Source organism: Mucilaginibacter sp. P1_A3 (assembly GCF_056406855.1).
This window is the reverse complement of sequence record NZ_JBFTZJ010000009.1, coordinates 164,196-188,860: the sequence shown is the minus strand read 5'-3', so window position 1 is coordinate 188,860 and position 24,665 is coordinate 164,196. Positions and strand designations below refer to the sequence as shown.

Below are 24,665 nucleotides of genomic sequence, written 5' to 3'. Positions count from 1 at the left end.
TTATACGTTTCTTTTTATTAAAGGTTAATATTTTATGGAGGGCTAACAAGCTGGCATTCATAAAACAAAATCATAATTTTACTGAAGTTCAAAATATAACACCACGGTATGAGCAATATACCATTTACTACAATTGATTGGACAACAATTGATAAAATAGCGCATGACGGAGAAACGGGCATGGCTTTTTGGCAAACGCTGCAATTGCCCGGTTTAAGGATCAGGATAGTGGAATATTCAGACATATACCTTGCCGACCATTGGTGCCGGAAAGGGCATATTGTGCACTGCCTGGAGGGAGAATTTACCACAGAACAGGAAAACGGCGAAAAAATAATACTTACAAAAGGAATGACCTATTTAGTATCCGACGAGTTGAGCTCGCACCGCTCTTTATCAAACAAGGGTGTAAAGCTGTTGATTATTGATGGTGATTTTTTGAGATTATCGTAACCACTTGTTATAAAAAAACTAAGCCCCCAATATTTTTGGAGGCTCAGCATTTTGTTGATATTTTAAAGATCTTAATCGCGTAAAGTGTTATTACTCCTGTCCACATCAGGCAGCAGGTTATCAGGATCTACAATAACCTTTGCTATTTTTGAAGTAGTATTGCATTTAAAGCTCCATTTAGGGCCGCGTTGCCAAACTTCAACAGGCAGTTTAATTACCTGCGTTTGCCCGTTTTGCTCAATGATCTTTACAGTAACAGGCATGGCCATTTCCCTGAGGTTTTCAATAGTGATGATTGCTCCTGATGCCGCTCCACTTTTATCGTACTTAATATCGGTAACGGCCTGGTCAAGGTTCCAGCTGGTGTAAAACCATTCTTTCCAAAACCATCCGAGATCTTCGCCGGCCGCGTCATTCATCGTTCTGAAAAAGTCATCTGGTTGAGGATGTTTATAGGCCCATCTTTTAATGTAGATGTTAAAGGCATAGTCAAATCTATCGGCGCCCAAAACCACATTGCGTAATAAATTTAAGGCAAACGCGGTTTTGTAATAGTACATCCCTCCTTCATTATTTACTTCGGGAGCCACCATCAAGGGATCTTTTCCTTTTAACATTTGCGGAGTAATGCCTAATGCCGGGTTACTCTTATCGGCATATTCGCCATTATTAAAATGCGACCACGCATAGCCATTGATAAAAGTATCAAAGCCTTCATCCATCCAGGCAAAGCGCCTTTCGTTGCTACCTACTATCATCGGGAACCAATTGTGACCCATCTCGTGGGTAACATCCCTAAACAGGTCATCATCTTTGATACTATAGCTGCAAAATACAATGCCGGGATACTCCATACCCAATGCCACACCAGCAACCACTACTGCCGAATGCCATGGATATTCAAAATAAGTTTGCGAGTAAAACTCCATGCTATGTTTTAAATACTGGGCTGCCCGGTTGTATTTATTAGCGCCTACACTTTCGGCAGGATAAACAGCCATGGCTAAGCCTTTTTTCCCGGATGGATAATTAACCCTTGCGGCATCCCATATAAACGCCCTGGATACAGACCAGGCTACATCGCGGGTGTTTTGCATTTTGTAATGCCAGGTTAGTGTGCCGGTTTGCTTTGGTCTTATACCCGGTGTAAGCAATTCCTGTTGTTTGATGATACTTATGGTGCTATCGCTCTTTGCTGCATCGGCCAAACGTTTGATTTGAACGGCGGTTAAAACCTGTTGCGGGTTTTGCAAATCTCCGGATGCGGCAACAATCATATCGGCGGGTGTGGTAATAAAATAATCAACGTTGCCATACTCGCAATAAAACTCGCCGGTGCCCATATAAGGCAGGGTGTTCCATCCCATCACATCATCGTAAACGCACATCCGGGGGAACCATTGCGCCAATTGATAAATAATGCCATTTTTGGTAGGCTGCCTGCCCATTCTATCGGCACCATGTTCTGGTATGGCAAAGGAATAATTTATCTTTATGCCTATTTTATCGCCATGAGGTTTTACCACAAAAGGCAAACGCAATTGCATGCGGGTATCTGTAATAGATGGCTTTATAGTATAGCTTTTACCCATATAGGTAACTGTGGTAGTGGTTACCTGGTATCCGCCTTTAAAACCATTTGAATCAAATCTATCGCCCTTAACAGACGTGGTTGCTACTCCCCTGGAGTCTGATCTGAACAAATTCTGATCAAGCTGCAGCCATAAATAATTCAGTGTATCTGTACTGTTATTGGTATAGGTGATGTTTACATCGCCCGATATGGATGTATCTTTTTCTATCAACGCCGCGTGAATAACATAATCTGCACGGTTTTGCCAATATTTAGGTCCGGGAGCGCCATTGGCGTTACGGATATCGTTACCGTTGTGGGTAAAAAATCCGTGATCAAAAACCTGCAGAGGATCGTAAAGCGATTTGCTTTGCCCAAAGGCAGTAATGGGGAGCAATAAAACTCCCAGCAGCCATAATTTTTTATTTTTTTTTATCATGTTCATCTAATTTCATTATGCACTTCCAGGTATATGCGGAGCCTGGTAAGTACCGGTTTCTGAAATTAGATATTCGGCTTTAATATTCCCCGGTTGGGGATAGCACAAACGTTTGATTAATTTTCATTAAACCAGGCTAAAGCGGAAAGTTTAAAGGTAAGGAAAGCCTTAATTGCAATGATGATGAGGTCAATCTTACGTTGTTAACAGCGCTCTTCTTTACATCATTAATATAAATGATTAAAAAGAGGCAGCTATCAAACGTTTGCGTGATGCTTTTAAATTGGGGAAAGTAAAAAAATATAAAAAGGGGGCCCGGCATAAAAATCCGGGCCCCTCCATATTACATTATTCAATTGGGGGTATTATTCAATTTGGGGTATTGTTAAAAACGCTGATTATCAAAATTCGGGGCAGATGGAACCGTGATAACATTGAATTCATATTTGGTTGCCTGGTGACAGGTATTACAGGTATTGGTAAGCAAGGCAAAATGATTTTTAAAAGCCGCCGCATCTTTCTGCTTTATCGCTTTTTCAAGGGCGTCCATTTCCGGGTAGATCATCGCCAGCGCAGCAGCTTCCGGCGTATTTTTGTGGTATTTCCGGATTCTTTTAAAACCGCCCGATAATTGGTGTCTTTCATATTCTGCCAGTTTCCAGTTTTGTTGCTGTCCCGCAAGCCACAGCTTATAATGGTGCGGCTGCACAATGCCATTCATAATTTCACCGGTACCCGGTACATAGGCAGAATCCAGCTTGCTTTGAAGACTATCTACCCGGGCCTGCAATGCCTTATTACCACCGGCCGGTTGTTCACAGCTTGCCAAAAAGGCAACGGGCAAAATAAACAGGATAACTATTATTGATAAACGTTTCATGTTCTGATTATTAAAAATGGTTTTATTTTACGATTAGCTTTACTTCAATATTGCCGCGCGTAGCATTCGAATACGGGCAGATCTGGTGCGCCTTATTTACAATTCCCTCAACAAACTGATGTTCCATACCGGGTATCTCCACCTACAATTCAACAGCCAACCCAAGGAAGCCAGATTCAAGCTGCAACAGGTCAACTTTGGCCGTTACGACCGGTGTGGCCGACCTTACTTTTTCCAGCCTGAGAATATGCATTACGGCATTATCAAAACAGGCAGCATAGCCGGCCGCAAAAAATAATTCGGGCGTTAAATGTTCATCGTCGCTGCCGCCGAGCGCTTTGGGTAAACGCACATCCGCATCAATTAAATTATAATCTGAGTGTACATGTCCGTTTCTCCCTCCCGTGGATGTGGCTTTGATTGAATAGATTGATTTCATTTCGGTAGTTTTATTCTGGCTTTTAAATATTTCCAATTTTCGAATCAGGAATTAATTCTTAGCGTTTGTAGCTGCGGCTATAATCAGTTTTGCAACTTCTTTAGGGTGCGATTCATAAACAGAATGGCTGGCGCCCGCTATTTCTACCTTATGGCTGTTTGCCCGTTTTGCATACATGCGTTCCAAATCGGGATTAATGATACGGTCAGATTGTGCTACCATATACCAGCTTGGTTTAGTTTTCCAGGCGGGATTTTGAATAATGGCGTGGAATACTATATCTGCAGTCGGCATTTGTGCATTACCTTCAAAATTTGCTATAGCTGCAGGAAGATCAGCTGCGAAGTCTGCATGAAATTTGGAAGGATCTATATAATCAAACCCATCTGTGCCTTTCTGCAATGATTTATAGGCAGAAGGAAAGAGTTTACCGTTTCCGCCTTCGCTTTCTCCTTTATCCGGCGCATGTGCGGCTATATACACCAGGCCCGCAACATGTGTATCATTGCCTGCTTCGGTAATGATGGCACCGCCATAACTGTGGCCTACTAAAATAGCCGGACCATTTTGCATATCCAATACCCGTTTTACTGCCGCCACATCTCCTTCAAAAGAAGTTAAAGGCTGCTGAACAACACTCACATGATATCCCTTTTTCACCAGGATATCATAAACAGGTTTCCACCCAGATCCATCTACAAATGCACCATGCACCAGTACAATGTTTTTTATAGTTGTAGTTTGAGCCTGTACACTTAATGTTGCGAGTGTAAAGATGGCTATGAAAGCCCATTTAAGTTTGATTAATGTTTTCATGATCTATAGCGTTTTGAGTTTGTGCCTAAACCACATGCTGTTGCATGCCGGTTGTTTTTTTATGATATAAAATTAGCTCCGTTTAAGGCCGTACCCATGTTCAATTCGATGAACAGGCAAATCCAGTCGTTAAAGTGCTTTATAAAGTATTTGAAAGCTTTTGCTACGATCATGCGGCTAATTGAATCAGCAAAATCTGGCAGATAACTAATTACAGGGGGCGAAAAAAAATAAGAAAGCAGCCGGGGATTGGGCTGCTTTACGGTGAAAAATCATACATTCTATTAGCCCGGCTGAGTTAAAAAACCGACTAATTTTCCGTGCCTTTAAACTTTTAACTGACTGATAAAAGGTGATCAGCAGCCTCACTGAGTGCTGGTTTACAAACCTCAGTTAATTCATTAATAAGCGAAACGATATTGGAGGTTTCGGCATTCGCGGCTTCTAAACTATCCAGCAGGTTTTCTAACCGGGGCAAAAGCCCCATGATAGCAACGCTGGTTTTCATGTTATGTGCAATATGGTTAATACGCGAATAATCAAGTTGATCCAACGCATCCTTTAAGCAAGACAAGTCACCCGGGATAGTTTCAATAAATTGCGAGGTAACTATTTTTTCATACGCTAAATTACCTTTGCTTATTGATCTCATATAAGTAAGATCAATAAACTTATATTCCGCCGGGCCTGTTTGCGTACTATGATCCTCATTTGAAATTTTGGAAGGTAAAAGCTTCGCTATAAGTTTAAAGAGATCCTCTTCATGAATGGGTTTTGGAATATACTCGTTCATGCCATTGCTAATGCATTTTTCACGCTCGCCGGCCATAGCATGTGCCGTCATCGCAATGATAGGAACAGTTAACTTCAAATCGGAGCGAATGTGGCGGGTTGCCGTATAGCCATCCATTTGAGGCATCTGTATATCCATCAGTACCAGATCATAAGTATCTACTTTTAAGCGGTTGATTGCTTCAATACCGTTGCCGACAATATCAAAAGATGTTTTCCATTCGGTTAACAAATGCTTCATCAGGCTTTGATTCATAGCATTATCATCAACCACCAGTATTTTTAATGGCTGATTGGTTTTTGCTATTAAATTGTCTGCGTGGTGATTTATATCGGTTAGCTGTTCATCGGCAAAAGTGTAAGGAATATAAAAATCAAACGTAGTTCCGTTGCCTGGGATACTGCTTACACTGATATTTCCGTGTTGTAATAGCACCAGCGTTTTTACAATGGAGAGCCCTAACCCCGTACCGCCGTAATTCCTTGTAATGGAATCTTCGGCCTGGTTAAAACGTTCAAAGATGGTGACTAATTTTTCTTTGTCAATGCCAATTCCGTTATCAGAAACCTGGAAGCCTAACTTCAAATTTTTGCCATCAACCTCTTTACAGTAAACATACACCTTGATTTTTCCTTTGTCACTAAATTTAAGCGCGTTCCCGATCAGGTTGACCAGGATCTGGGTCAACCTTGTGGCATCGCCAACAAGCGTATCCGGAACTTTACTGTCAATTTCGCTATTAAAAATCAGTCCCTTTTGTTTTATTTTTTCCTGGAATAAGGTTTCTAAAGATTGTAAAAGGCCGCTGACGCTAAAGGGCGCATTAACAATACGCATCATTCCTGCTTCAATTTTCGATAAATCGAGAATATCATTAATGATTGTGAGCAAATTTTCACCTGCACTTTGAATTGACCCTACAAATTCGCCGGAGTCTGCATCCAGGTTACGCCTTTTTAATAAATTGGTAAAACCAAGTATCGAATTTAAAGGTGTACGAATCTCGTGACTCATATTAGCCAGGAAATTTTCCTTTATCTGAAGTGCCTCCAGCGCGGTTTTTTCGGATTTATCCAGTTTAAAAATTAACCGGGCCTGCAAACGAAATTGTGCTATAATAAACCAGGTTAACAAGCCACCGCTAATTAACATAAAAGCCATCAGCAGATTACCATAAATACGGGCCTTGCGCGATTCGCTGGCAATTTTATTGCTCAGGTTTACCATCAGTGTTTGCCGGTCATCATAAACTTTACCTACAATGGTGGTAATCTCGTCAGATATTCGCCTGGCGCGGGGGTTAGCGATAAAACTGGTATCCTGCATATTCCCCGTTTTAAAATACCGGCTCAGCAACCGGTCTTTTATTTTTATCTTTTCCTGCGCCAGCGTGTTAAGCCTGTTAAAACGTTTTTGTGCCGCGGCGTCACGATCATTTGACTTGAGGGAATCGAGAAATACTTTTACGGCATTAATTTTGGCATCTATTCCTTGCAGGTGCGAGGTATCGCCGGTAGCGATGGCTGCTCTTATCCTGCTCTCCACACCTAAAATATCGCGGTCAACTTCACGCAGGTGGTTACTTAACCGCAGCTCTTTAAGCAAATGCCGGTTACCATCCCGCATGGATCTCATGCTCTGGAGAAAATTAAAATGGAGTACAATTAATAAAACTGTACCTATTAAAAAAGAGCCGAGAATAAGATATATAAAATTTTTGTTAGCCATTACAAAAGATGCTGAACGTTATTGATGGACAAATATCAATGCATGAAATCAATTTTAACCATACCATTCGTTTAACAAGGTTATTGCATCGTTAAATTGGCCAAATTCATCGTTGTTAAAATATGTTCATCCGGTTGGTTAATGCCTTGCGGTAGGCATCGGCAATCGGCAGAAATTTACCGTCTATTACCAATCCGCCGTCTTGCAATGTATCAATTTTGCCTATGGCAACGATATATGACCGATGTACCCTCACAAATTTTGAAGGAGGCAATTTCTCTTCGGCCGATTTCATGGTACCATGAATGGCGTACATTTTTTGCGGGGTGTAAAATTTCACATAGTCTCCCATGGCTTCTGCGTATAAGATATCTTCCAGCTTTAACCTGCGAATTGTGGTAGAATCCCGCACAAAAATAAATTCATCTACCGATACCCTAACCTCTTCTTTTTTACTTTCCAGTATTTCCCTGGCTTTATCCACGGCTTGCAAAAACCTGCCCGGGGTAACCGGTTTAATAAGATAATCAGCTACATTCAATTCAAAAGCCTCTACAGCGTAGTCTTTTTTGGATGTTGTAAAAATGATCAGCAAATCTTTGTTTTTAAGATTTCTTGTTAGCTCGATGCCGGTCATTTCGGGCATTTCAATATCCAGGAATAAAAAGTCAACATCATCTTCCTGTAAATGATTATAGGCTTCTATAGCATTACTATACTCAGCAATTACGTCAAGATCGGCAATCTGGCTTGCCAGCTGGCTAAGTGTGGCGCGCGCTATCGGATTATCATCGATGATTAAACAAGTCATGGGCAGGAGCTATTTTATAGCTAAGATAATTCAATTTTTTAATGTTACAGGGATTGAAGCCTGGTAATTCAATCTATAAAAATATGCTGATTGGTTATTTGCAAGCGTGTGCAAAATGTAAATTGTTTGCTAACTGGATGTATCCGGATAATTAACTTTTAAATTTACGCATTGATTTAAATGTTTAATTGTACCGGTACCATGCTAAACTTAACCAATGCAATTGTAGAGGAAGAACTGCCGGATGCTTTTGCAATCAATTATTTACAGGGCAAAATTGATGCGCAATTGCCCGCATCCCGATTGATCTATAACCGTATAATCCTGGTTGAGGATGGTGAGGGTGAGTTGCAGATTGATGAAATGACTTATCCTGTTTTGGGCAATGAATTGTTTTTATTATCAAAAGGCCAGGTCATTTATTTTAAACCGGATTGTAAAATAACCGGATACGAAATTTGCTTTGGCGACTATTTCTGGGAAAGATCTCCGGCCAGCGCCAACAACTGTAAATCTGTTCTGTTTAATAATACTGCAGTAAACCAGGTACTACCGCTTAACCGGCCGGATAAAAAAGAAATCTGCGCATTGTTTAAAACCTTGCGCCATGAATACTTAAAAAGCAATTATATCAATAAAACGGATGCACTGGCGGCCTATCTCAAGATCATCATGATTAAAATTGCCAACATCAACGCTTCCCTCATCAAGGGCTATGATAACCAGGAAAAGATGCTCTACCGTAAGTTTATTGAGCTCATCAGCACGCAATACCAGAAAACGCATGAGGTAAGTGAATACGCCAGCCAGCTGGGGATCCCGGCAAGAAAACTATCTGAACTTTCCAAGCGTTGCAGTGGCAGCGGAGCCAAGGATCTGATAAATGGGCAGATACTGGCGGAGGCAAAACGATCTCTCCAATTTTCATCAAGCCCCATCAAAGAAATCGCCTTTCAGCTTAATTTTTCCACGCCCGAGCAATTCAGCCACTTCTTCAAAAAATACGTTTCGGCATCGCCTGCTGATTACCGGAAAAGGCACATAAATATTGGCATGTGATTAACCGGTTCTGACATTCCACAGGTGCATCCCAGGAAATACATTTGTTGAAACAAATACAACAAATTATGTCTGTCAATAAATTTACATCGATAGCCGGCATTAATATCCCTGATAGTGCCCTGGCTACACAAGCCACTGAGTTACTGCTGGAGCATGGCACATCGTTCATCTATAATCATTCCATGCGGGTATTTCTTTTTTCATCCCTGAACGGAAAGCGCCGCAATTTAAAGTATGATGCGGAGTTGCTTTATATCAGCTCGGTATTTCATGACCTGGGATTAACGCCTCATTACAGCAGCCCCGATAAACGTTTTGAAGTAGATGGCGCTAACGCAGCCCGGGATTTCCTGAAAAGTCATAACGTACCTAAAGAAGCATTACAGCTGGTATGGGATACTATAGCGCTGCATACTACTATCGGCATTGCCGAATACAAAGAGCCCGAAGTAGCGCTTATGTATTCGGGAGTAGGCCTGGATGTTATGGGCGAAGGTTATGAAAACCTGAGCAAGGAAAACCGCGAAGAAATTATAAGTATTTTCCCACGTGACGACTTTAAAAACAGGATCATCCCCACCTTTTTTGGTGGTTTTGAACACAAAACGGATACCACCTTCGGAAATATTAAAGCGGACGTTTGCGCTTACATGATCCCTAATTTTCATCGTAAAAATTTCTGCGATTGTATCCTGCACTCTCCCTGGAGCGAATAATAATGCTATAAACGGCATTGCCCGGCGCAGGTGGAAAGAGTTTTTCCATCCGCGCCGGGCGCCGTTTTAATAAAACTGATCTGTAACTTACTCAATCAAATTAAACAGGATCAGTATGGTTGTGACAAAAACAACCAGGATACCAACCAAAAACAAAACATCTGCCATTTTCTCCCATTTGCCTCCCTCCCTGATATTGCCCCTGATGGAAAGAAATGAAAGCACGCAACTGAGCATAAAAGAAATGATGGCAACCATCACTATTTCGTCAATAACGGTTCTTTGTGCAGCTTTCAGGTATTTCAACGAGGTCAATACTACAAAACACAAACCTAAAAGATTGGACGATGCGTTTAAAATATGGGGCGACTTGCTGTTTTGACGTTCATTCATGGGACCACATTATAATATTGTTGTTTAACCGCGATTTGCTTTATTATCCTTACCTGTTGTTATCTGCGTTAACTACCTGTCCGCTTCTTATTTCGTCTGTGGCATCATGAATAAGTATATCCCCAATTTTTAAATTACCGTAAACTTCCAGGCTATCGGTAGTTTCTCTCCCCTTTTGCACATTCACCCATTGGGCCTTGTGGTTAACCACCTTAATCACAAATACACGCTGGGAATTTTCGGCCACTGCACTTTGCGGAACAATGAAGGTTTTTTGTGCATTGCTTAGCTGCAGGGTTACCTGGGCAAACATGCCGGGCAACAACAGCTTATCTTTATTGATGATATCCATCTGCATTTGCTCAGACCTCAATTCGTCGCTCATGCTTCCTGCCATACGGTTTACAACAGCTGCAAATTGCTTACCCGGTAAAGTTTTAACAGTGAAATGAACGGTATCCTTATCAGAGAAATAGCTGGTAGCAGCCTCGGGCACATCAACAACCAGCCGCAGTTTTGTTTGCTGCTGTAAAGTAAGCATTGGCTTGTTGGAGCTTTTATCTGATGGGGAAACATAGGCGCCGGGATAAACATTTCGTGAACTGATCACCCCATCAAAGGGTGCTCTTACTTCAAGGTAGCCCCTCAAATCTCCCGACAATTGATACGCCGATTTCGCGGCAAGCAGTGATGAACTATCGGCACTCATTTTAGCATGCGCCATATCCAGGTCGTTTGGTGATATAGTTCCAGGGGTTCTGCTAGTTTTTAGCAAACGGTCATAATTGGCCTTGCTTCCACGGTAAATTGCTTCTTTCGTGTGCAGATCCTCTTGCGTTTGTTTAAGCGCGGCGGTCATTTCCGGGGCATCAAGCACCATCAGTAACTGGCCCTGGTGTACCTCGCTGCCAACATCTACAGTCATGGTTTTTATAAAGCCATTTACCTTGGCATAAAGATCAACCGTTTGATAAGGTTGGAGCACTCCGGGTATGCTCATGGTGGTATGAAGTGTTCCCTTTTGCAAACTAAAAACGGGTAGCTTATTTGCAGGAGGAGTAACAGGAGCTTGTTTGCTTTGGCAGGCGGCCAACATACTGGCGGCCAATGCACATATGATAAAATTATATGGTTTCATGAGTTTTGTTTGTTTAATTATTTGACAATTCTTTTTTAGGATCATAGTAAATACTTTGCTGATCATCAGGATCCAATGACACCGGGTGAACCGGAGCGTTACGCCTGATTAAATAGAAGATTACCGGCAAAATGAATAAGGATACAAAGGTGGAAGCGATAAGGCCTCCTATAACAGCCCGGCCAAGCGGTGCGGTTTGCCCTCCGGCCTCGCCCAGGCCCGAAGCCATTGGGATCATTCCGGCAATCATGGCGATGGTAGTCATCAGAATAGGCCTCAGGCGCAACTCCATGGCCTCGATGGCAGATTCCATCGCATCCTTGCCTGATTTCCTGATTTGCTCTGCATTGGTGATCAATAAAATGGCATTTGAAACTGACACCCCTACAGACATGATAATGCCCATATAGGATTGCAGGTTAAGGCTTGAACCCGTAGCCAGCAACATAAGCAAGGCACCTACCAAAACGCCGGGGATGGTAGTTATTACAGTGAAACCCAATGGGAAGGATTGGTAATTGGCCGATAACATCAACATTAAAATAATGATGGTGATAAGCAAGCCAGATTGCAGGCTACCAAGTGTTTGATCAAGAAGGATAGTCAATCCCCTTACTTCTACAGATATCCCGCGTGGCGGTGCACCAGCGTTCTTTAGTATTTTATTTACTGCTGCAGAAGCGGAACCAAGATCTTTATTATAAATATTGGCCACAATTGATAGGAACCTTGTAGCGCCCTTACGATCATATTCGCCAACAATTGGAGCCAGGTTCAGGGTGCACACATCGCCAAGCACCGGCCTGGCCCTGCCTTTAAATATGGGAATCGCGGCCAGCTGATCCATGCTGCCTATATCTGCCTGAGGTATTTCTACCTGCACTTCATAAGAGTTAGCATTTTTTTGATCCAACCACAAATTTTTATCGGTAAACCGGCTTGATGAAGTGGCCTCAGTGATACAATTGCTAACATCTGTCATCGCAAGGCCCATTTGCTTAACTTTATCGCGATCAATATTGATTTGGATCGAGGGGCTGTTTAGTTGTTGCTTGAGCTGAACATCCCTTAAAAAAGGAACCTGTTTCAATTGAGCAATCAGCGAATCGGCAAATTGCTGGCCCTGGGCAATGTCCTTGCCCATTACGGCAATTTCTACTGGGGTAGATGAACCCTGGCTCATGATTTTACTTGTCAGGTCAATTGGCTCAAATGATAATGTTACTTGCGGCATTGCCTTGTGGAGTGCATTGCGCAGGTTTTCCTTTACATCTTTTATATTAACCTTGTAATTATCGCTGAGGTTAACCTGCATCACAATTTCGTTGGAGGCGCTCATAAAAAGGATAACCGGCAGCGTAGGGAAAGATGACGGGTGTTGCCCTGCAAAAGCGGATATGATGGCCACATTGTTGCGGCCTACCGTTTGATATAATACCTGCTGTGCTTCCAGCATTGTTTTTTCTGTTTCCTCCAGCCGGGCACCCTGCGGTGCACGTATGCGGATCTGGAACTGGCCGCTATCCAGCTTAGGCAAAATATCTTTACCAATTATTGATACGCTTAAGCCAATAATGAAAACAGAAATAGCTACATATAGTGCAACGCTCAACTTGTTTCGCTTCATCATCCACTGCACAATACGCACACAAGCTGATTTGAAGCGGTCAAATTTGGTTGGCTTTTGCTCCCTGGCAGGTAACTCTATTTTATGATCGGGTGTTTTTAATATCCAGTTAGATAACACCGGAACAAGCGTTTGGGATAGCAAGAACGCGGCAATCATAGAAAAACCGACAGCCATTGATAGCGGCAAAAACATTCCCTGGGGTACACCGGTCATGAACAAAGCCGGCACAAATACCGCCAGGATGCTTAACAAGATCAGCAGTTTTGGCAAAGCGATTTCTTCACAGGCATCGGCAATGGCGCGGGCCTTGTTTTTGCCCATTTCCATGTGCCGGTGTATATTTTCAATAGTAACGGTAGACTCATCCACCAAAATCCCTATCGCCAGGGCCAGGCCGCTCAGTGTCATTATATTAAGCGTCTGCCCAAATAATTTCAGCGCAAGTGTCCCGATAATAACCGAAAGCGGGATATTGACGATCACGATAAAGGCGCTTCTGCGATCACCCAAAAAGATAAGCACCATTAAACCGGCCAGAATAGCCCCGGTTACTCCCTCGCTGACAAGACTTTTTACCGCGTTGATCACGTAAACAGATTCATCAAACTCAAATTTTAAATTCACATCTGCCGGTAAAAGGCTTTGCATGTTTGGGATAGCCTTTTTCAAATCCTGTACAACCGTCCAGGTAGAGGCGCTGGAAGCTTTGATTACCGGGATATAAATAGCCCGCTTGCCATTAATGTAAGCGAATCCGCTGGTAATATCCGCGCCATCCACTACTTTGGCTACATCTTTTAAATAAATTGTAGCGCCATTTTGGTAAAGCAGGGGAATATTTTCAAAGTCTTTAATATTTTTAAGTACTGTGTTGGAAGGCGTTAGATAAGCAGTACGGCCAATATTAACAGTCCCGGCCGGAGAGATATGGTTATTATCCTTTACTGCGGCAGTTATCTGGTCGGCAGTTACGTTGTGGCTGCGCATCAGATCAGGATCTACCTTAATAACCACCGTTCTGGCGTTACCACCAATAGGAGGCGGTGATGTTAAGCCGGGAATCTTTGAGAAATTTGGCCTTACATATAAGCTTGCTAAATCCTGCAATTCGTTATTGCTGCGTTTAGAACTACTAATGGTTAGCTGCCCAACAGGCAAAGTGGACGCATCAAAACGGATAATGATTGGCGGCGGCGTTCCCGGTGGCATTTCTGCAAAGGCCCTGTTGGTTAATGAGGTTACTTCTGCTGCGGCCTGCGCCATATTGGTACCATCGTAAAAACTTAGTTTTAAAAGGCTTAGCCCCTCAATGTTATTGGTTTCAATAGATTTTATCCCGCTAACGTATAAAAACAAGTTTTGGTAATTGGTTGATACAAAACCCTCCATTTGCTGGGGCGACATACCGCCATAGGGCTGCGAAACATAAATTGTTGGTAAATTGATATTAGGAAAAATATCAATGTTGATTTCTGTAGCGGCAACAATGCCAGCCAATACTACACCAATGATTAAGACAATAACCGTTATAGGTTTTCTTAATGAAAGTTGAATCATGTTCATAACTGTTGCTTTAAAATTGGTTGGTGAATAGATTTAAATCGCCCGATGAGCCTGAGATGTAGAGCAGCGACTGCCATACGGCGTTGCTTGCAATATCTTTATCTGTCTCTGCCCTGTTTAAATCGTAAAGTGTTTGGGTAACATCTACTATAGTTGCCAGTCCGTTGCTGTAGAGTGTTTTTTTCTGTTCATAAGCATCGCTGGCTGCCTTGAGCTGGATAGGAGCTTCATGATATTTTTGTAAGGCATTGATCAATTGCTTATTCCCTTCTTCCAATTGATTGGTGAGGTTATTTTCCTGGTAGTGATATTCGTTAAGCAACCCGTTTGATTGAAAGTGCTGACTTTTTACTCTTGAAGATATCCTGCCCAGGTTGCTCAGATTCCAGGTAACACCTACTCCTATAAGGTAATTCCCTCTTATCGGTTCAACGCCGTTAAAATAATTTTGACTATAGCTACCCGGTTCGCCAGGATTATAACCCGTGCCAAAGCCAGATCCCCTGCCCTGTAAAGCGCCAAATAAAGATACTTTTGGCAAGCTTGTTTTAGAAAGGTAAGTGGCTGCAAGGTCGCTGCTTTTTACTCTTGCCGCTAAAAAAAGCAGCTCGGGATGATTGGCTATGTCATCAAGCGGATGTTGTGGTAAGCGGGCGGGCAGCTGATTGATATATACACTATCTAAAGTAAAATTCTGCTGGCTTATCCCCAATTGCATGGCCAGGTTAGCGGCTTGTTTTTGCTCATAGCTAACGGCATCGGTTACGGCTATTTTTGCTTTGGCAAGCTCGGCATTAGCTATTGAGCTGTCAACGCCGGCGTTTAAACCATTTACAGTTCTAAGCAGGATAACATTCCTTAGCTGTTGAACACGTGAAAGATTAACATCCATTGAATAGTGCAGCCGCTGCGCCGCAAGCAGGTTAAGGTAAGCCCCCGCGGCTTTAACCTGCTGTTGAAACTTTTCCTGTTCCAGATCGGCAGCGTCGCGGTCATAAATTCCGCGGGCTTCTGCAACATGTGCCTTTTGAAGACCAAAGGAAAAAATGTTCCAGTTAATTTCTGAAGAATAAAGGGAGGCAAAAGCAGAATTCCAATTCTGGGTTGCGGACACAGGTCCCGATGTTGTGGAAATTAATCCGTTGAGGCCAGAGGGTAAACCGCTTAAGCCGTTAACCGTTCCGTAAGCCTGCTGTGCCGATAAAATAAAATCGGGTAAACCGTCACGCTTTGCAGCGGTTATGCCTTCGGCAGATGCTTTGGCATAATTATCTTTAGCCTTTAATAATTGTTGCTGATTTATGGCAATATTCAGCGCATCTTTCATGGTTAAGATACCGCTGGTGTCCTGTGCCCTGGCCGACCGGGCTACCAAATTGAGGCAAAAGGTCGCCAAAAGGCTGAGCAGGAGCAGCTTTTTATTCGCTTTCATAATAAAAAATATTAAAATGTCTGTGTTATGAGCCATCAATGGCTCACCTATAAGTCTTATGTGTTATCCGGAAAAACCCGGCAGGAGATAGAAAACACGATAGCAGACGCGGTCAATACCGGCGGTTGCTTAAACTAAAACAGAGACACCGGTGGGGCCCGGAGCGGAAGTAAAGGGACAGGATTAACCAATACAAGATGTTCCCGGAATGGAACATAAACCCTGATAATAACAATAAAGATCAGGACAAAAGAAAGAAGAGCTACCGCCGGTGGAACGGCAATTGGCTGGAATTTCTGCGTATAACATTGTAGCTTACAATGAATAATGGCAGCCCTAACATGAATTCCTTTAGTAGAGCTGAGTTCGCTTTTGAGGTTTTTATTCAGACACTCTGCATACCGTATAATAACCCTCCCCTGTAATCCTGTAAAAATCAGGAAGACAAGCAACAGCTTTAATACGTTATGCAGTTTCTTTTTCACTTTAATTTTATTTACTATTCATTTAAAATAAATTGCGCTGTTTAGGCTTTTAAACCTCCAAACAGGCTCAGCAGCATCACACTCAAAACAATAAAGGTGATTACGATATACAGCTTATCTTTTTCGACAAAAAATGCGACAAGTGAGAAGGCGATGCGCAAAATGGGGGTCGCTATTAAAGCAATCACTCCTAACTGAATGATGCCTTTGGTATTTAAGCTCAATACGCTTTTGAAAATCCCTCCAAAAGTGGTGTATTTAACGCTTTCTCCACCAAATACATGATATTGCGGCAGGCCGGCTTCACTATGATGATATAGGTAGCCAAGACCACCGATAAACACAATAGCACTTGAAATAATGACACCGTATCTTAATAATTCACCTATCATCTTTTCAACGTCCTGATCGGCCCAATAGCTTTTTGATAATACCTTTTTCATGTTAAATATTTTAATATGCTTTTAAAATCTATGTTGATAACCGTTATAAATCATTTCCAGGGCGACAAAGGTGATGGCAACACAAAAGATCAATCTTAACACCTTGGGATCCATGCGACTAAGCAGCTTGGAGCCGGTAAACGCCCCGCCCAACACTCCCAGCATAACCGGTAAAGCAATACCAGGGTCCATATAGCCCCGCTGCAGGTAAATAACCGCACTTGCAGCAGCAGTAACCCCAATCATAAAATTACTGGTGGTTGTGCTCACCTTGAAAGGGACGTGCATAACCGTATCCATCGCCAATACCTTTAATGCGCCTGAGCCTATCCCCAGCAGACCGGATAAAACACCAGCCGCGGCCATGATTGAAAACCCACCACCCACGTTGTTCAGCTCATAAGTTACATCACCATCTTTGGTGGGATAGCTCCCATTAAGCTTAAGCAAATGAGAAAATTTACTGCCCACCGGCAATGCCAGCTGGTTCTTTTTTCTTAGGGACATTGCCGCCGAGAAGATCAGCACAATACCGAAAATAACGGCAATGGCATTTGTAGGCATATACACGGCTATGAATGCACCAATTACAGCCCCAATCGTGGTGGCAATCTCTAAAAACATACCTAAACGGATGTTAGTGATCCCCTCCTTTACGTAGGCGCTTGCTGCTCCCGAAGAAGTAGCAATGGAGGCCAGTAAAGCTGCACCTATAGCGTAGCGGATATCCACATGAAACACGAGGGTTAACAAGGGAATAATAACTACCCCGCCGCCAAGTCCGGTCAGCGAACCAACCAGCCCGGCCAGGTAGGCACCTGCCAATAAAATTAATGTGAATGTTAATATGGTCATGATTTATTATTGTTTAAAAGAGATGCAAACAAGTTGTTAGATTTATTCGAAATGCGATGGATGAATGTAATTGCTGAATAATGCTTTAATGGGGCAGTACATGGTAAAGGCAGTTACCTCGAGATAAAATATAACCGGCGCGATAAAGAACATGGTATGAGTTCCATAATCCCAGTCAATAGCAGATAGCATTGGCATCGTTATAATAAATGCACCCAGGATAATAGCCTCGGTGTTTGTCAGGTTTTCTCTGCTATCCTTTAAAAACCATCCGCTTTTTGTTTTGACTGGTGCAACATCATTTTCTTTTGTTAAAGGAGCAGCAATTGACGTTTGTTCCGTAGTTTTAAACTGAGCCGATTTCCGTTTTTTAGCAATTTCTGGTGCGGGCGCTAATTCTAATGTTTTCATGATATTTTACATTTATTGTTTAGCAATTGTGTTTGTTGGCATAAAATTATGGGGCACCTGATATAGCTACGCAGGATATTCGGTGAACAGGCAAAAACTATCGTTGAACCCTGGCAGGACCAGCTTTGGCAAATGTTTACAACGCGAAATAGGAATATTATTGACAACCGGGGATCGGCGTATTTATAAGCAAGATACGTTTGGTTTTTGAGTGACGCCGCCGCTAAATGGGATTTTCAAAGCACATTACGGGTTACCTGGAATAAAAAAAGGCCTCACGAAATTCGTAAAGCCTTTTTATCAATGTGGAGAATATCGGAGTCGAACCGATGACCTCTTGCATGCCATGCAAGCGCTCTAGCCAGCTGAGCTAATCCCCCATTGCGGGAGTGCAAATATATATCTTTCGGTGAAAATTCCCAAAGTATTTCAAATTCGTTTAAAAGTAACTTTTTAAGCTGCATTTTACCTATAAAGTCGCGGATAACGCGAGTGTCCCGCATAAAAAAATTATAGCGTTTGAGGGTGCTGCCTCGTTTTTTTCACACTCCTATCATGGGGTTATCGCTTGTGAAATTGCCTTTTTAACGTAGTAAAAGGTTTATCTCGGCAATCAGATAAATATACCGACCTGTCTGTATATAAAAAACATTTTTACCTTTGAGGTATGAAAACAAGTTTTGTCCGCAATCAAATAATTGAAACCGCTTCGAGGTTGTTTTATAAGCAGGGTTATAATGCAACGGGCATCAACCAGATAATTCAGGAGGCTGGCGTGGCAAAGGCTTCACTCTATCAGCATTTTCATTCCAAAGAGGACCTGTTGGCAGAGTATTTAACGGCGAGAAGTATTGAAACAAATAATGCTTTAAAAAACGAAGTGGAAAAATTCACCACTCCTAAAGAGAAAGCGCTGGCATTATTTGATTTCCTGGTAGAATTATCATCTAAACCTGATTATTACGGATGTAATTTTTTAAACATAGTTTCTGAATTACCTGTAGATAACGCCAGGATCAGGGAAATAATCAAGAAACAAAAAAACGATGTAAGGGCAATTTTTGCCGACATTTTAAAACCTGTTAAAAAAGAGAGATTGGCCGATGAACTTTATATGCTTTTTGATGGTGCCTTAATAACCAATAAAGTACACGGTAATGCCTGGCCTATAAAAACTGCCAGGGATATTGCAGAAAAAATAATCTGAATCATTATGGATTTAGTTGTTGGCTTCAAAGCCATTCCTGTCGAATTTTAATAGGAAGCAATAAATATACGTGTTGGAAAGGCGTATGCGATTATTATAATTAAGCCATTAAAACAATGGGGGGCTTCTTGTTTGCCGTCTAAATACCAAACCCTTTAAAACAAGTAAAGCCCCTGATGGGCAGGGGCCTTTACTAACCAATTATAAACCTAAATTATGAGAAGACTTTTTTGTGTTTGTATTACTGTGTAAAAGTAACACTAAGTTTTTATATTATTTTAAAATACTTTGTAATTTTATTGTAACATTTATCACAACCACTCTATTACCCTGTTTGATTCTCAAAAATACAAATAAATCATTATTAAAGTGTTAATTTTTTATCTTTTTAATATCGATTCATTTAAAGGCCAAAATAAGCGTCAAATTATTTCACTTTATTAAATTATTTTCAATAAAAATTTAAAATAGATCATTTTACAAGACACAAATGATGAAAAAATCGTTAAAAAAATATTTTCAATGATTTAAAATCAAATTTTATTCCAAAATCAAACAACATTGATAAAAAATAGAGATAAAATACTTTTTTTACGAAATATCTGCCAAAAAAAATCTCTTTTTATCAATATTTAAAACTCATAACGTTTTAAGATATTGTATCATCGCGTATAAAAATTACTTTAAATAAGCATAGTTTAAAAAACGCTTGCGCATTTTTGCAGCGAATTTTATATTTTTTTATACAATGACAGCTACCCAGCAGCTCAAAACGCATCCTCATTTAACGCCGTTCACTTTATGGATCATGACCATCGCTACGGGGTTGGTGGTGGCTAATATTTACTACAATCAGCCACTACTGGCCGATATAGCACACACTTTTAACATCACCGATAAAAAAGCGCAGCAGGTATCCTTCTTTACGCAAATAGGTTATGCAACGGGTTTACTATTCATAATCCCACTTGCAGATATGCTTAAGCGGAAGCGATTAATATTGATTGATTTTATATTGGTAATAATATCATTATTAATAAGCGCGCTGGCCCCTACTGTAACCATATTAACTATAGCCGGGTTCCTGGTTGGTGTATCATCTGTAATACCACAATTATTGATACCCATGGCCGCCCACCTGGCCAAGCCTCATGAGCGCGGTAAAAAATTAGGGGTTATAATGGGTGGCCTGTTGATAGGCATATTACTCTCGCGTACGTTAAGCGGTTTTGTAGGCGAACATTTTGGATGGAGGGCCATGTACTATATTGCCACCGGACTTATGCTGGCTATGTGGCTCATGATATTTTTCTTTTTACCCGAGGTTGAGCCCGATTATAAAGGAAATTATAAAAATCTGATGAAATCGCTTGTTCATTTGGTTAAAACTCAACCCAAATTAAGGATGGCAGCCTTCCGTGGCGCTTTGTGCTTTGCGGGTTTCAGCGCTTTTTGGACCACGCTTGTTTTTTTACTAAAACAACCACAGTTTAACGAAGGCAGCTCGGTAGCTGGTGCTTTTGGCCTGGTTGGGGCCTTTGGTGCATTAGCTGCGGGCTTAATGGGCAGACTGAGCGATAAAATGAATTCCTATAAACTATCCGGCTATACTTTGTCACTGGTATTGATTTCTTTCATCATCTTTTATTTTTCCAGCCATAGCATAATAGGTTTAATTATCGGGGTTATTGTGTTGGATATGGGTGTGCAGGCTACGCATATATCCAACCAATCAATAATTTTTTCTTTGATACCAGAGGCACGCAACCGACTAAATACGGTGTACATGGTGTCTTATTTTATAGGCGGAGCGTCGGGTACGTTTTTGGCCAGCCAGGTATGGAAAAGCTACCAGTGGAGTGGCGTATGTGCAATTGGCGCAGCTTTGGCCATTGTTGCCCTGGCAGCACACCTGTTCAGCTATCAAAAAAACGTACGAAATTAAAACAAGTGTTCGGTTATTGAAGACCAGGTAAACACATTTAGCCGCCCACAAATATCATTTCACCAAAAAAACTAAATTTTTTTTTGGTGATAAAAACCGCTTAAAAACAACTATTTACACGGTATTGTAAAAAAATACTGAGGCTGCAATGACTTTTTTTGATCCAGGTTATTTTTTTGGCACAGGATTGGAATACAACCTATCAAATGCAACTGTTATGGAAACTACTAAGAAAACGGTTAAGGAAGAAGAGAAAGAATGGGAAAACCCGGTAGAGCCCGCAAAAACAACAGACCCACGCGATGAGGAGCAAATTTTGAGGCAATACAACGAAGCAAAGCGCCGCAAAAACAACCTTACCGAGAATCAGGAAACTGAAAAGAAAGATTTAGATAAAAGAAATTAAAAGCATAAAAAACTAAACTATGAAAACTAATAGAAAACCATCAACCAGCAAATTAGTAGCACGTTTTGATAACGAATTGAAAATAATACTAATGAATGATTTGAAAGCTATTAAAGCTAAATCACCACAGTTAATACCAAGCGCAGCTTAATAAAACCAACTTACTTACCTATAAAACATCTACCTATGAAAGCCTTTAAAATTACACCATCAACAAGTAAATTAGTTGCCAGATTTGACGATGAATTATTAAACATTTTATTAGAGGATCTGAGAAACTTCAAATTGAGACATCAATTTATTAACAACAAGCAGGTTGCCGCGCAACAAACACGCAAAGCTGCCTGATCATCATATATACCTACATCTATCTATCTAAAAATAGTACAACACCTATGAAAACGATAAAACCCTGCCAAAAACAGGGTTTTATTTTTTTGAAGCGTATTTGATAATCAAGGCCGCGGTTTTGGCCGAGGCTCCTGGCTGGCCCATTCTGTTATCAAGCTCATCATAATTGAGCAGCATGTTTTCCCGGTACGCGCTATCGCCCGTGATTGCTTCAAGCTCGGCAGCTATTTGCAATTCGTTGCAATCCTCCTGAATAAGTTCCTTTACTATCCCCTTATTTACAATAAGATTAACCAATGATATAAATTTGATTTTCACCAGCATCCGGGCTATGGCTATGGTTAAGGCATTTCCCTTGTAAACCACCACCTGCGGTACATTAAACAAAGCGGTTTCCAACGTTGCGGTACCTGATGCTACAACAGCGGCATGGGCATGGCTTAACAGATCATAAGTAGCATTAAATATAACGGTGATATTTTTATCCTTTACAAACTCACTATAAAAATCCAGCTTAAAGGATGGCGCACCGGCTATAACAAATTGATAGCCCGGAAACCGTTCTGCTACCGCGATCATTTCGGGCAGTAAATAGGTGATCTCCTGCTTGCGGCTACCTGGCAATAATGCGATGATCTTTTTCCCGGTTAAATGGTATTTCTGCAGAAACTCCGGTTCGGGTTTAAATGCAGTTTTAGCATCCAACAGGGGGTTACCCACATAATCGACATCCATGCCCCATGTTTTGTAAAAGTCAACCTCAAAAGGGAGGATACAAAACAGGTGATCAACAATTTTTTTGATCTTTAAAACCCGTTTCTGATTCCAGGCCCATACTTTAGGGGATATGTAATAGTAAACAGGTAGTCCAATAGATTTTGCAAAACCGGCTATCTTCAAATTGAAACCAGGGAAATCTATCAGCACCAACACATCCGGCTGATAAGCAGCGATGTCTTGTTTACAGGCTTTTAAATTTTTCATAATGGCGCGCAGGTTAGCTACCACCTCCACAAAACCCATAAAAGCCATATCGGCATAATGCTTTACCAGCGTACCGCCTTCGGCTTGCATGAGATCGCCACCAAAAAACCGAAATTCCGCCACGGGGTCTAACTCTTTTAGCGCCTTCATCAAATTAGCGCCATGTAAATCGCCCGAAGCTTCGCCGGCTACCAGGTAATACTTCATCTGATGGGTTGTAATTTAAGTAAAAAAACTGCCGCCGTAAATATAAACGTCACCAGTATCATACCTGTTCCGGTGTTATCCTGCCCCTGTTTAAAACAATACCTGATCATAAATAAATTCAACGCAATAGCTACCAGGTATGGGATACCCGGTTTATTAAATATTAAAAAGTTACCTTTTAACAGATACAAAAAAATGAACAGGCTAATGCCCGGCAGTATTAAACCACCAATTATACCCGCCGCTATACTGTCGGTTTTAAGTATTTTTTTGAACTCCATTTTATACATTAAACTTCCAGTTGTTTAAAAATGGTATGGCGTGGTGGGCTGTCATATCAAACTGTACAGGCACAACCGATACATAATTATGATCAAGGGCCCAAACATCGGTATCCTCGCCACCGTCATTAAGCTGAAAAACGCCGGTAAGCCAGTAATATGGCCGTTTATGCGGATCAACTCTCTCATCAAACTCCTCGGCCCATTTTGCGTTGGCCTGCCTGCAGATCCTAATACCTTTAATATCGGGCGTATTGGGGAAATTTACATTAAGCAGGGTATTGGCCGGCAGGCTATTGGCTAAAACCTGCAGTGCAAGTTCTTTAATGTATTTAACGCAGTGGCTAAAGTCTGCATCAAGGTTATAATCATCCAAAGAAAAACCTATCGACGGAATACTCTCAATTGCACCTTCCACAGCGGCCGACATGGTGCCTGAATACAAAACGTTGATGGAATTATTTAAACCATGATTAATGCCTGATACGCACAGATCGGGCTTCTGCCCCTTAAATATCTTATTAACTGCCAGCTTCACACAATCAACAGGAGTGCCCGAGCAACGGTACATTTCAATGCCCTCATAAATGTCAACCTTATCCAGGCGCAGTGGTTTGCCAATAGTAATGGCATGCCCCATGCCCGATTGCGGGCTATCCGGCGCTACCACTACTACCCTGCCAATCTCGCTCATCGCTTCTATCAATACCTTAATACCAGGAGCAGTTATGCCGTCGTCATTTACAACAAGAATATTGGGTTTCGCTGTTTTCATTGTGCGAAATTAGTTATATTTGATTTATGCTGACCGGTGATAAGAAAAAGAAATACACCGTTACCGGGATTCGGCCTTGAACTTTCAAAGCTTTTCAAATAAAAAGGCCCCGTTGCAGGAGCCTTTTCTAAATCTTATAAACTGTTAATCCACTTCACCAGTTCATCCCGGGTTTTACCCGTTTTTTGCTGAAGTTTTCCTAATGTTTCATCGTCTTTACCCTCTTCGTAGGTAAGGTCATCATCGGTAAGGTCGCCGTAAGCCTGTTTAATCTTGCCCTTTAACTCATTCCAGCCGCCTTTTATTTGTAGCTTATCCATAATGTTTTTTATTTAGATGTATTGTTATAACATCTGGGAAATGATATGGTTTGTTGAAAGAGTCAAGAGATTAGAATCAAGAGTTAAGACTTATTAATTGGAACTGGGCAATAAATAGAATCCATTCTC

At 41.5% G+C, this 24,665-nt stretch carries 25 protein-coding genes and 1 tRNA gene; 8 read left to right on the top strand and 18 right to left on the bottom strand.

Annotated features, from left to right (window positions below; all coding sequences use genetic code 11):
• Positions 1 to 108: 108 nt before the first annotated feature.
• Complete coding sequence (locus AC1D0K_RS20215) at positions 109 to 453, top strand: DHCW motif cupin fold protein (RefSeq protein WP_477391313.1); 345 nt, start codon at positions 109 to 111, stop codon at positions 451 to 453.
• A gap of 71 nt (positions 454 to 524) precedes the next feature.
• On the opposite strand, the gene AC1D0K_RS20210 is transcribed toward AC1D0K_RS20215, so the two are convergent.
• The 6 genes from AC1D0K_RS20210 to AC1D0K_RS20185 all read right to left on the bottom strand — a co-directional run bounded on the left by AC1D0K_RS20210 (position 525) and on the right by AC1D0K_RS20185 (position 7,932).
• On the bottom strand, positions 525 to 2,471 hold the full coding sequence (locus AC1D0K_RS20210) for a M1 family metallopeptidase (RefSeq protein WP_477391314.1): 1,947 nt from the start codon (positions 2,469 to 2,471) through the stop codon (positions 525 to 527).
• Between the two features lie 379 nt (positions 2,472 to 2,850).
• Positions 2,851 to 3,345, bottom strand: a complete 495-nt coding sequence (locus AC1D0K_RS20205) for a hypothetical protein (protein WP_477391315.1) — start codon at positions 3,343 to 3,345, stop codon at positions 2,851 to 2,853.
• 142 nt (positions 3,346 to 3,487) lie between these two features.
• Positions 3,488 to 3,784 (bottom strand): OsmC family protein, encoded by a 297-nt coding sequence (locus tag AC1D0K_RS20200; RefSeq protein ID WP_477391316.1) that lies wholly within the window; start codon positions 3,782 to 3,784, stop codon positions 3,488 to 3,490.
• 51 nt (positions 3,785 to 3,835) lie between these two features.
• Positions 3,836 to 4,600: an alpha/beta fold hydrolase gene (locus AC1D0K_RS20195; RefSeq protein WP_477391317.1), complete on the bottom strand. Its 765-nt coding sequence runs from the start codon at positions 4,598 to 4,600 to the stop codon at positions 3,836 to 3,838.
• Between the two features lie 334 nt (positions 4,601 to 4,934).
• On the bottom strand, positions 4,935 to 7,028 hold the full coding sequence (locus AC1D0K_RS20190) for an ATP-binding protein (RefSeq protein ID WP_477391318.1): 2,094 nt from the start codon (positions 7,026 to 7,028) through the stop codon (positions 4,935 to 4,937).
• A 208-nt stretch (positions 7,029 to 7,236) separates the two neighbouring features.
• Positions 7,237 to 7,932: a LytR/AlgR family response regulator transcription factor gene (locus AC1D0K_RS20185; RefSeq protein WP_295716774.1), complete on the bottom strand. Its 696-nt coding sequence runs from the start codon at positions 7,930 to 7,932 to the stop codon at positions 7,237 to 7,239.
• Between the two features lie 201 nt (positions 7,933 to 8,133).
• Between AC1D0K_RS20185 and AC1D0K_RS20180 the strand changes: the two genes are divergently transcribed.
• Positions 8,134 to 8,991, top strand: coding sequence for an AraC family transcriptional regulator (locus AC1D0K_RS20180; protein WP_477391319.1), 858 nt, complete (start codon positions 8,134 to 8,136; stop codon positions 8,989 to 8,991).
• 68 nt (positions 8,992 to 9,059) lie between these two features.
• On the top strand, positions 9,060 to 9,710 hold the full coding sequence (locus tag AC1D0K_RS20175; RefSeq protein WP_477391320.1) for an HD domain-containing protein: 651 nt from the start codon (positions 9,060 to 9,062) through the stop codon (positions 9,708 to 9,710).
• A gap of 87 nt (positions 9,711 to 9,797) precedes the next feature.
• Here the strand turns inward: AC1D0K_RS20175 and AC1D0K_RS20170 are convergent, their stop codons facing one another.
• The 8 genes from AC1D0K_RS20170 to AC1D0K_RS20135 form a co-directional block, all read right to left on the bottom strand.
• Positions 9,798 to 10,103 carry a hypothetical protein gene (locus AC1D0K_RS20170; RefSeq protein WP_477391321.1) on the bottom strand — a complete coding sequence of 102 codons (306 nt, stop codon included), beginning with the start codon at positions 10,101 to 10,103 and terminating at the stop codon, positions 9,798 to 9,800.
• Between the two features lie 49 nt (positions 10,104 to 10,152).
• Positions 10,153 to 11,241, bottom strand: coding sequence for an efflux RND transporter periplasmic adaptor subunit (locus AC1D0K_RS20165; RefSeq protein WP_477391322.1), 1,089 nt, complete (start codon positions 11,239 to 11,241; stop codon positions 10,153 to 10,155).
• A 13-nt stretch (positions 11,242 to 11,254) separates the two neighbouring features.
• Positions 11,255 to 14,434: an efflux RND transporter permease subunit gene (locus AC1D0K_RS20160; RefSeq protein WP_477391323.1), complete on the bottom strand. Its 3,180-nt coding sequence runs from the start codon at positions 14,432 to 14,434 to the stop codon at positions 11,255 to 11,257.
• A 10-nt stretch (positions 14,435 to 14,444) separates the two neighbouring features.
• The gene (locus tag AC1D0K_RS20155; RefSeq protein ID WP_477391324.1) at positions 14,445 to 15,866 is read right to left on the bottom strand and encodes a TolC family protein; all 1,422 of its coding nucleotides are present in this window, start codon (positions 15,864 to 15,866) and stop codon (positions 14,445 to 14,447) included.
• 526 nt (positions 15,867 to 16,392) lie between these two features.
• Positions 16,393 to 16,794: a DUF1634 domain-containing protein gene (locus tag AC1D0K_RS20150; protein ID WP_477391325.1), complete on the bottom strand. Its 402-nt coding sequence runs from the start codon at positions 16,792 to 16,794 to the stop codon at positions 16,393 to 16,395.
• Between the two features lie 21 nt (positions 16,795 to 16,815).
• Entirely contained in the window at positions 16,816 to 17,649 is an 834-nt protein-coding gene (locus tag AC1D0K_RS20145; protein ID WP_477391326.1) for a sulfite exporter TauE/SafE family protein, read from the bottom strand.
• A 42-nt stretch (positions 17,650 to 17,691) separates the two neighbouring features.
• Entirely contained in the window at positions 17,692 to 18,060 is a 369-nt protein-coding gene (locus AC1D0K_RS20140) for a hypothetical protein (RefSeq protein WP_477391327.1), read from the bottom strand.
• A 306-nt stretch (positions 18,061 to 18,366) separates the two neighbouring features.
• Positions 18,367 to 18,440: transfer RNA gene (locus tag AC1D0K_RS20135), tRNA-Ala, on the bottom strand.
• Between the two features lie 287 nt (positions 18,441 to 18,727).
• Between AC1D0K_RS20135 and AC1D0K_RS20130 the strand changes: the two genes are divergently transcribed.
• From AC1D0K_RS20130 to AC1D0K_RS20110, 5 genes are all read left to right on the top strand, one after another.
• Positions 18,728 to 19,267, top strand: a complete 540-nt coding sequence (locus AC1D0K_RS20130; RefSeq protein ID WP_477391328.1) for a TetR/AcrR family transcriptional regulator — start codon at positions 18,728 to 18,730, stop codon at positions 19,265 to 19,267.
• 748 nt (positions 19,268 to 20,015) lie between these two features.
• Entirely contained in the window at positions 20,016 to 21,212 is a 1,197-nt protein-coding gene (locus AC1D0K_RS20125; RefSeq protein ID WP_295716720.1) for an MFS transporter, read from the top strand.
• Positions 21,213 to 21,360: 148 nt separating this feature from the next.
• On the top strand, positions 21,361 to 21,618 hold the full coding sequence (locus AC1D0K_RS20120; RefSeq protein ID WP_477391329.1) for a hypothetical protein: 258 nt from the start codon (positions 21,361 to 21,363) through the stop codon (positions 21,616 to 21,618).
• Positions 21,619 to 21,637: 19 nt separating this feature from the next.
• Positions 21,638 to 21,769, top strand: coding sequence for a hypothetical protein (locus AC1D0K_RS20115; protein ID WP_477391330.1), 132 nt, complete (start codon positions 21,638 to 21,640; stop codon positions 21,767 to 21,769).
• 35 nt (positions 21,770 to 21,804) lie between these two features.
• Positions 21,805 to 21,966: a hypothetical protein gene (locus AC1D0K_RS20110; protein ID WP_477391331.1), complete on the top strand. Its 162-nt coding sequence runs from the start codon at positions 21,805 to 21,807 to the stop codon at positions 21,964 to 21,966.
• Between the two features lie 81 nt (positions 21,967 to 22,047).
• On the opposite strand, the gene lpxB is transcribed toward AC1D0K_RS20110, so the two are convergent.
• From lpxB to AC1D0K_RS20090, 4 genes are all read right to left on the bottom strand, one after another.
• Positions 22,048 to 23,160, bottom strand: coding sequence for a lipid-A-disaccharide synthase (gene lpxB, locus AC1D0K_RS20105; protein WP_477391332.1), 1,113 nt, complete (start codon positions 23,158 to 23,160; stop codon positions 22,048 to 22,050).
• The gene (locus AC1D0K_RS20100) at positions 23,157 to 23,441 is read right to left on the bottom strand and encodes a stationary phase survival protein SurE (protein ID WP_477391333.1); all 285 of its coding nucleotides are present in this window, start codon (positions 23,439 to 23,441) and stop codon (positions 23,157 to 23,159) included. The genes lpxB and AC1D0K_RS20100 overlap by 4 nt, the downstream gene beginning before the upstream one ends.
• A gap of 1 nt (position 23,442) precedes the next feature.
• Positions 23,443 to 24,216: a 5'/3'-nucleotidase SurE gene (gene surE, locus AC1D0K_RS20095; protein WP_477391334.1), complete on the bottom strand. Its 774-nt coding sequence runs from the start codon at positions 24,214 to 24,216 to the stop codon at positions 23,443 to 23,445.
• Positions 24,217 to 24,350: 134 nt separating this feature from the next.
• On the bottom strand, positions 24,351 to 24,536 hold the full coding sequence (locus tag AC1D0K_RS20090) for a CsbD family protein (protein ID WP_090641334.1): 186 nt from the start codon (positions 24,534 to 24,536) through the stop codon (positions 24,351 to 24,353).
• Positions 24,537 to 24,665: the final 129 nt, after the last annotated feature.

What these genes read in the sequence shown, in the direction of transcription:
- surE (WP_477391334.1), bottom strand. Translation starts at nt 24,216, where the DNA reads ATGAAAACAGCGAAACCCAATATTCTTGTTGTAAATGACGACGGCATA.
- AC1D0K_RS20145 (WP_477391326.1), bottom strand. Translation starts at nt 17,649, where the DNA reads ATGACCATATTAACATTCACATTAATTTTATTGGCAGGTGCCTACCTG.
- AC1D0K_RS20120 (WP_477391329.1), top strand. Translation starts at nt 21,361, where the DNA reads ATGACTTTTTTTGATCCAGGTTATTTTTTTGGCACAGGATTGGAATAC.
- AC1D0K_RS20195 (WP_477391317.1), bottom strand. Translation starts at nt 4,600, where the DNA reads ATGAAAACATTAATCAAACTTAAATGGGCTTTCATAGCCATCTTTACA.
- AC1D0K_RS20110 (WP_477391331.1), top strand. Translation starts at nt 21,805, where the DNA reads ATGAAAGCCTTTAAAATTACACCATCAACAAGTAAATTAGTTGCCAGA.
- AC1D0K_RS20150 (WP_477391325.1), bottom strand. Translation starts at nt 16,794, where the DNA reads ATGAAAAAGGTATTATCAAAAAGCTATTGGGCCGATCAGGACGTTGAA.
- lpxB (WP_477391332.1), bottom strand. Translation starts at nt 23,160, where the DNA reads ATGAAGTATTACCTGGTAGCCGGCGAAGCTTCGGGCGATTTACATGGC.
- AC1D0K_RS20155 (WP_477391324.1), bottom strand. Translation starts at nt 15,866, where the DNA reads ATGAAAGCGAATAAAAAGCTGCTCCTGCTCAGCCTTTTGGCGACCTTT.
- AC1D0K_RS20200 (WP_477391316.1), bottom strand. Translation starts at nt 3,784, where the DNA reads ATGAAATCAATCTATTCAATCAAAGCCACATCCACGGGAGGGAGAAAC.
- AC1D0K_RS20190 (WP_477391318.1), bottom strand. Translation starts at nt 7,028, where the DNA reads ATGAGATCCATGCGGGATGGTAACCGGCATTTGCTTAAAGAGCTGCGG.
- AC1D0K_RS20215 (WP_477391313.1), top strand. Translation starts at nt 109, where the DNA reads ATGAGCAATATACCATTTACTACAATTGATTGGACAACAATTGATAAA.
- AC1D0K_RS20100 (WP_477391333.1), bottom strand. Translation starts at nt 23,441, where the DNA reads ATGGAGTTCAAAAAAATACTTAAAACCGACAGTATAGCGGCGGGTATA.
- AC1D0K_RS20140 (WP_477391327.1), bottom strand. Translation starts at nt 18,060, where the DNA reads ATGAAAACATTAGAATTAGCGCCCGCACCAGAAATTGCTAAAAAACGG.
- AC1D0K_RS20160 (WP_477391323.1), bottom strand. Translation starts at nt 14,434, where the DNA reads ATGAACATGATTCAACTTTCATTAAGAAAACCTATAACGGTTATTGTC.
- AC1D0K_RS20180 (WP_477391319.1), top strand. Translation starts at nt 8,134, where the DNA reads ATGCTAAACTTAACCAATGCAATTGTAGAGGAAGAACTGCCGGATGCT.
- AC1D0K_RS20205 (WP_477391315.1), bottom strand. Translation starts at nt 3,345, where the DNA reads ATGAAACGTTTATCAATAATAGTTATCCTGTTTATTTTGCCCGTTGCC.
- AC1D0K_RS20210 (WP_477391314.1), bottom strand. Translation starts at nt 2,471, where the DNA reads ATGAACATGATAAAAAAAAATAAAAAATTATGGCTGCTGGGAGTTTTA.
- AC1D0K_RS20170 (WP_477391321.1), bottom strand. Translation starts at nt 10,103, where the DNA reads ATGAATGAACGTCAAAACAGCAAGTCGCCCCATATTTTAAACGCATCG.
- AC1D0K_RS20165 (WP_477391322.1), bottom strand. Translation starts at nt 11,241, where the DNA reads ATGAAACCATATAATTTTATCATATGTGCATTGGCCGCCAGTATGTTG.
- AC1D0K_RS20185 (WP_295716774.1), bottom strand. Translation starts at nt 7,932, where the DNA reads ATGACTTGTTTAATCATCGATGATAATCCGATAGCGCGCGCCACACTT.
- AC1D0K_RS20115 (WP_477391330.1), top strand. Translation starts at nt 21,638, where the DNA reads ATGAAAACTAATAGAAAACCATCAACCAGCAAATTAGTAGCACGTTTT.
- AC1D0K_RS20125 (WP_295716720.1), top strand. Translation starts at nt 20,016, where the DNA reads ATGACAGCTACCCAGCAGCTCAAAACGCATCCTCATTTAACGCCGTTC.
- AC1D0K_RS20130 (WP_477391328.1), top strand. Translation starts at nt 18,728, where the DNA reads ATGAAAACAAGTTTTGTCCGCAATCAAATAATTGAAACCGCTTCGAGG.
- AC1D0K_RS20090 (WP_090641334.1), bottom strand. Translation starts at nt 24,536, where the DNA reads ATGGATAAGCTACAAATAAAAGGCGGCTGGAATGAGTTAAAGGGCAAG.
- AC1D0K_RS20175 (WP_477391320.1), top strand. Translation starts at nt 9,060, where the DNA reads ATGTCTGTCAATAAATTTACATCGATAGCCGGCATTAATATCCCTGAT.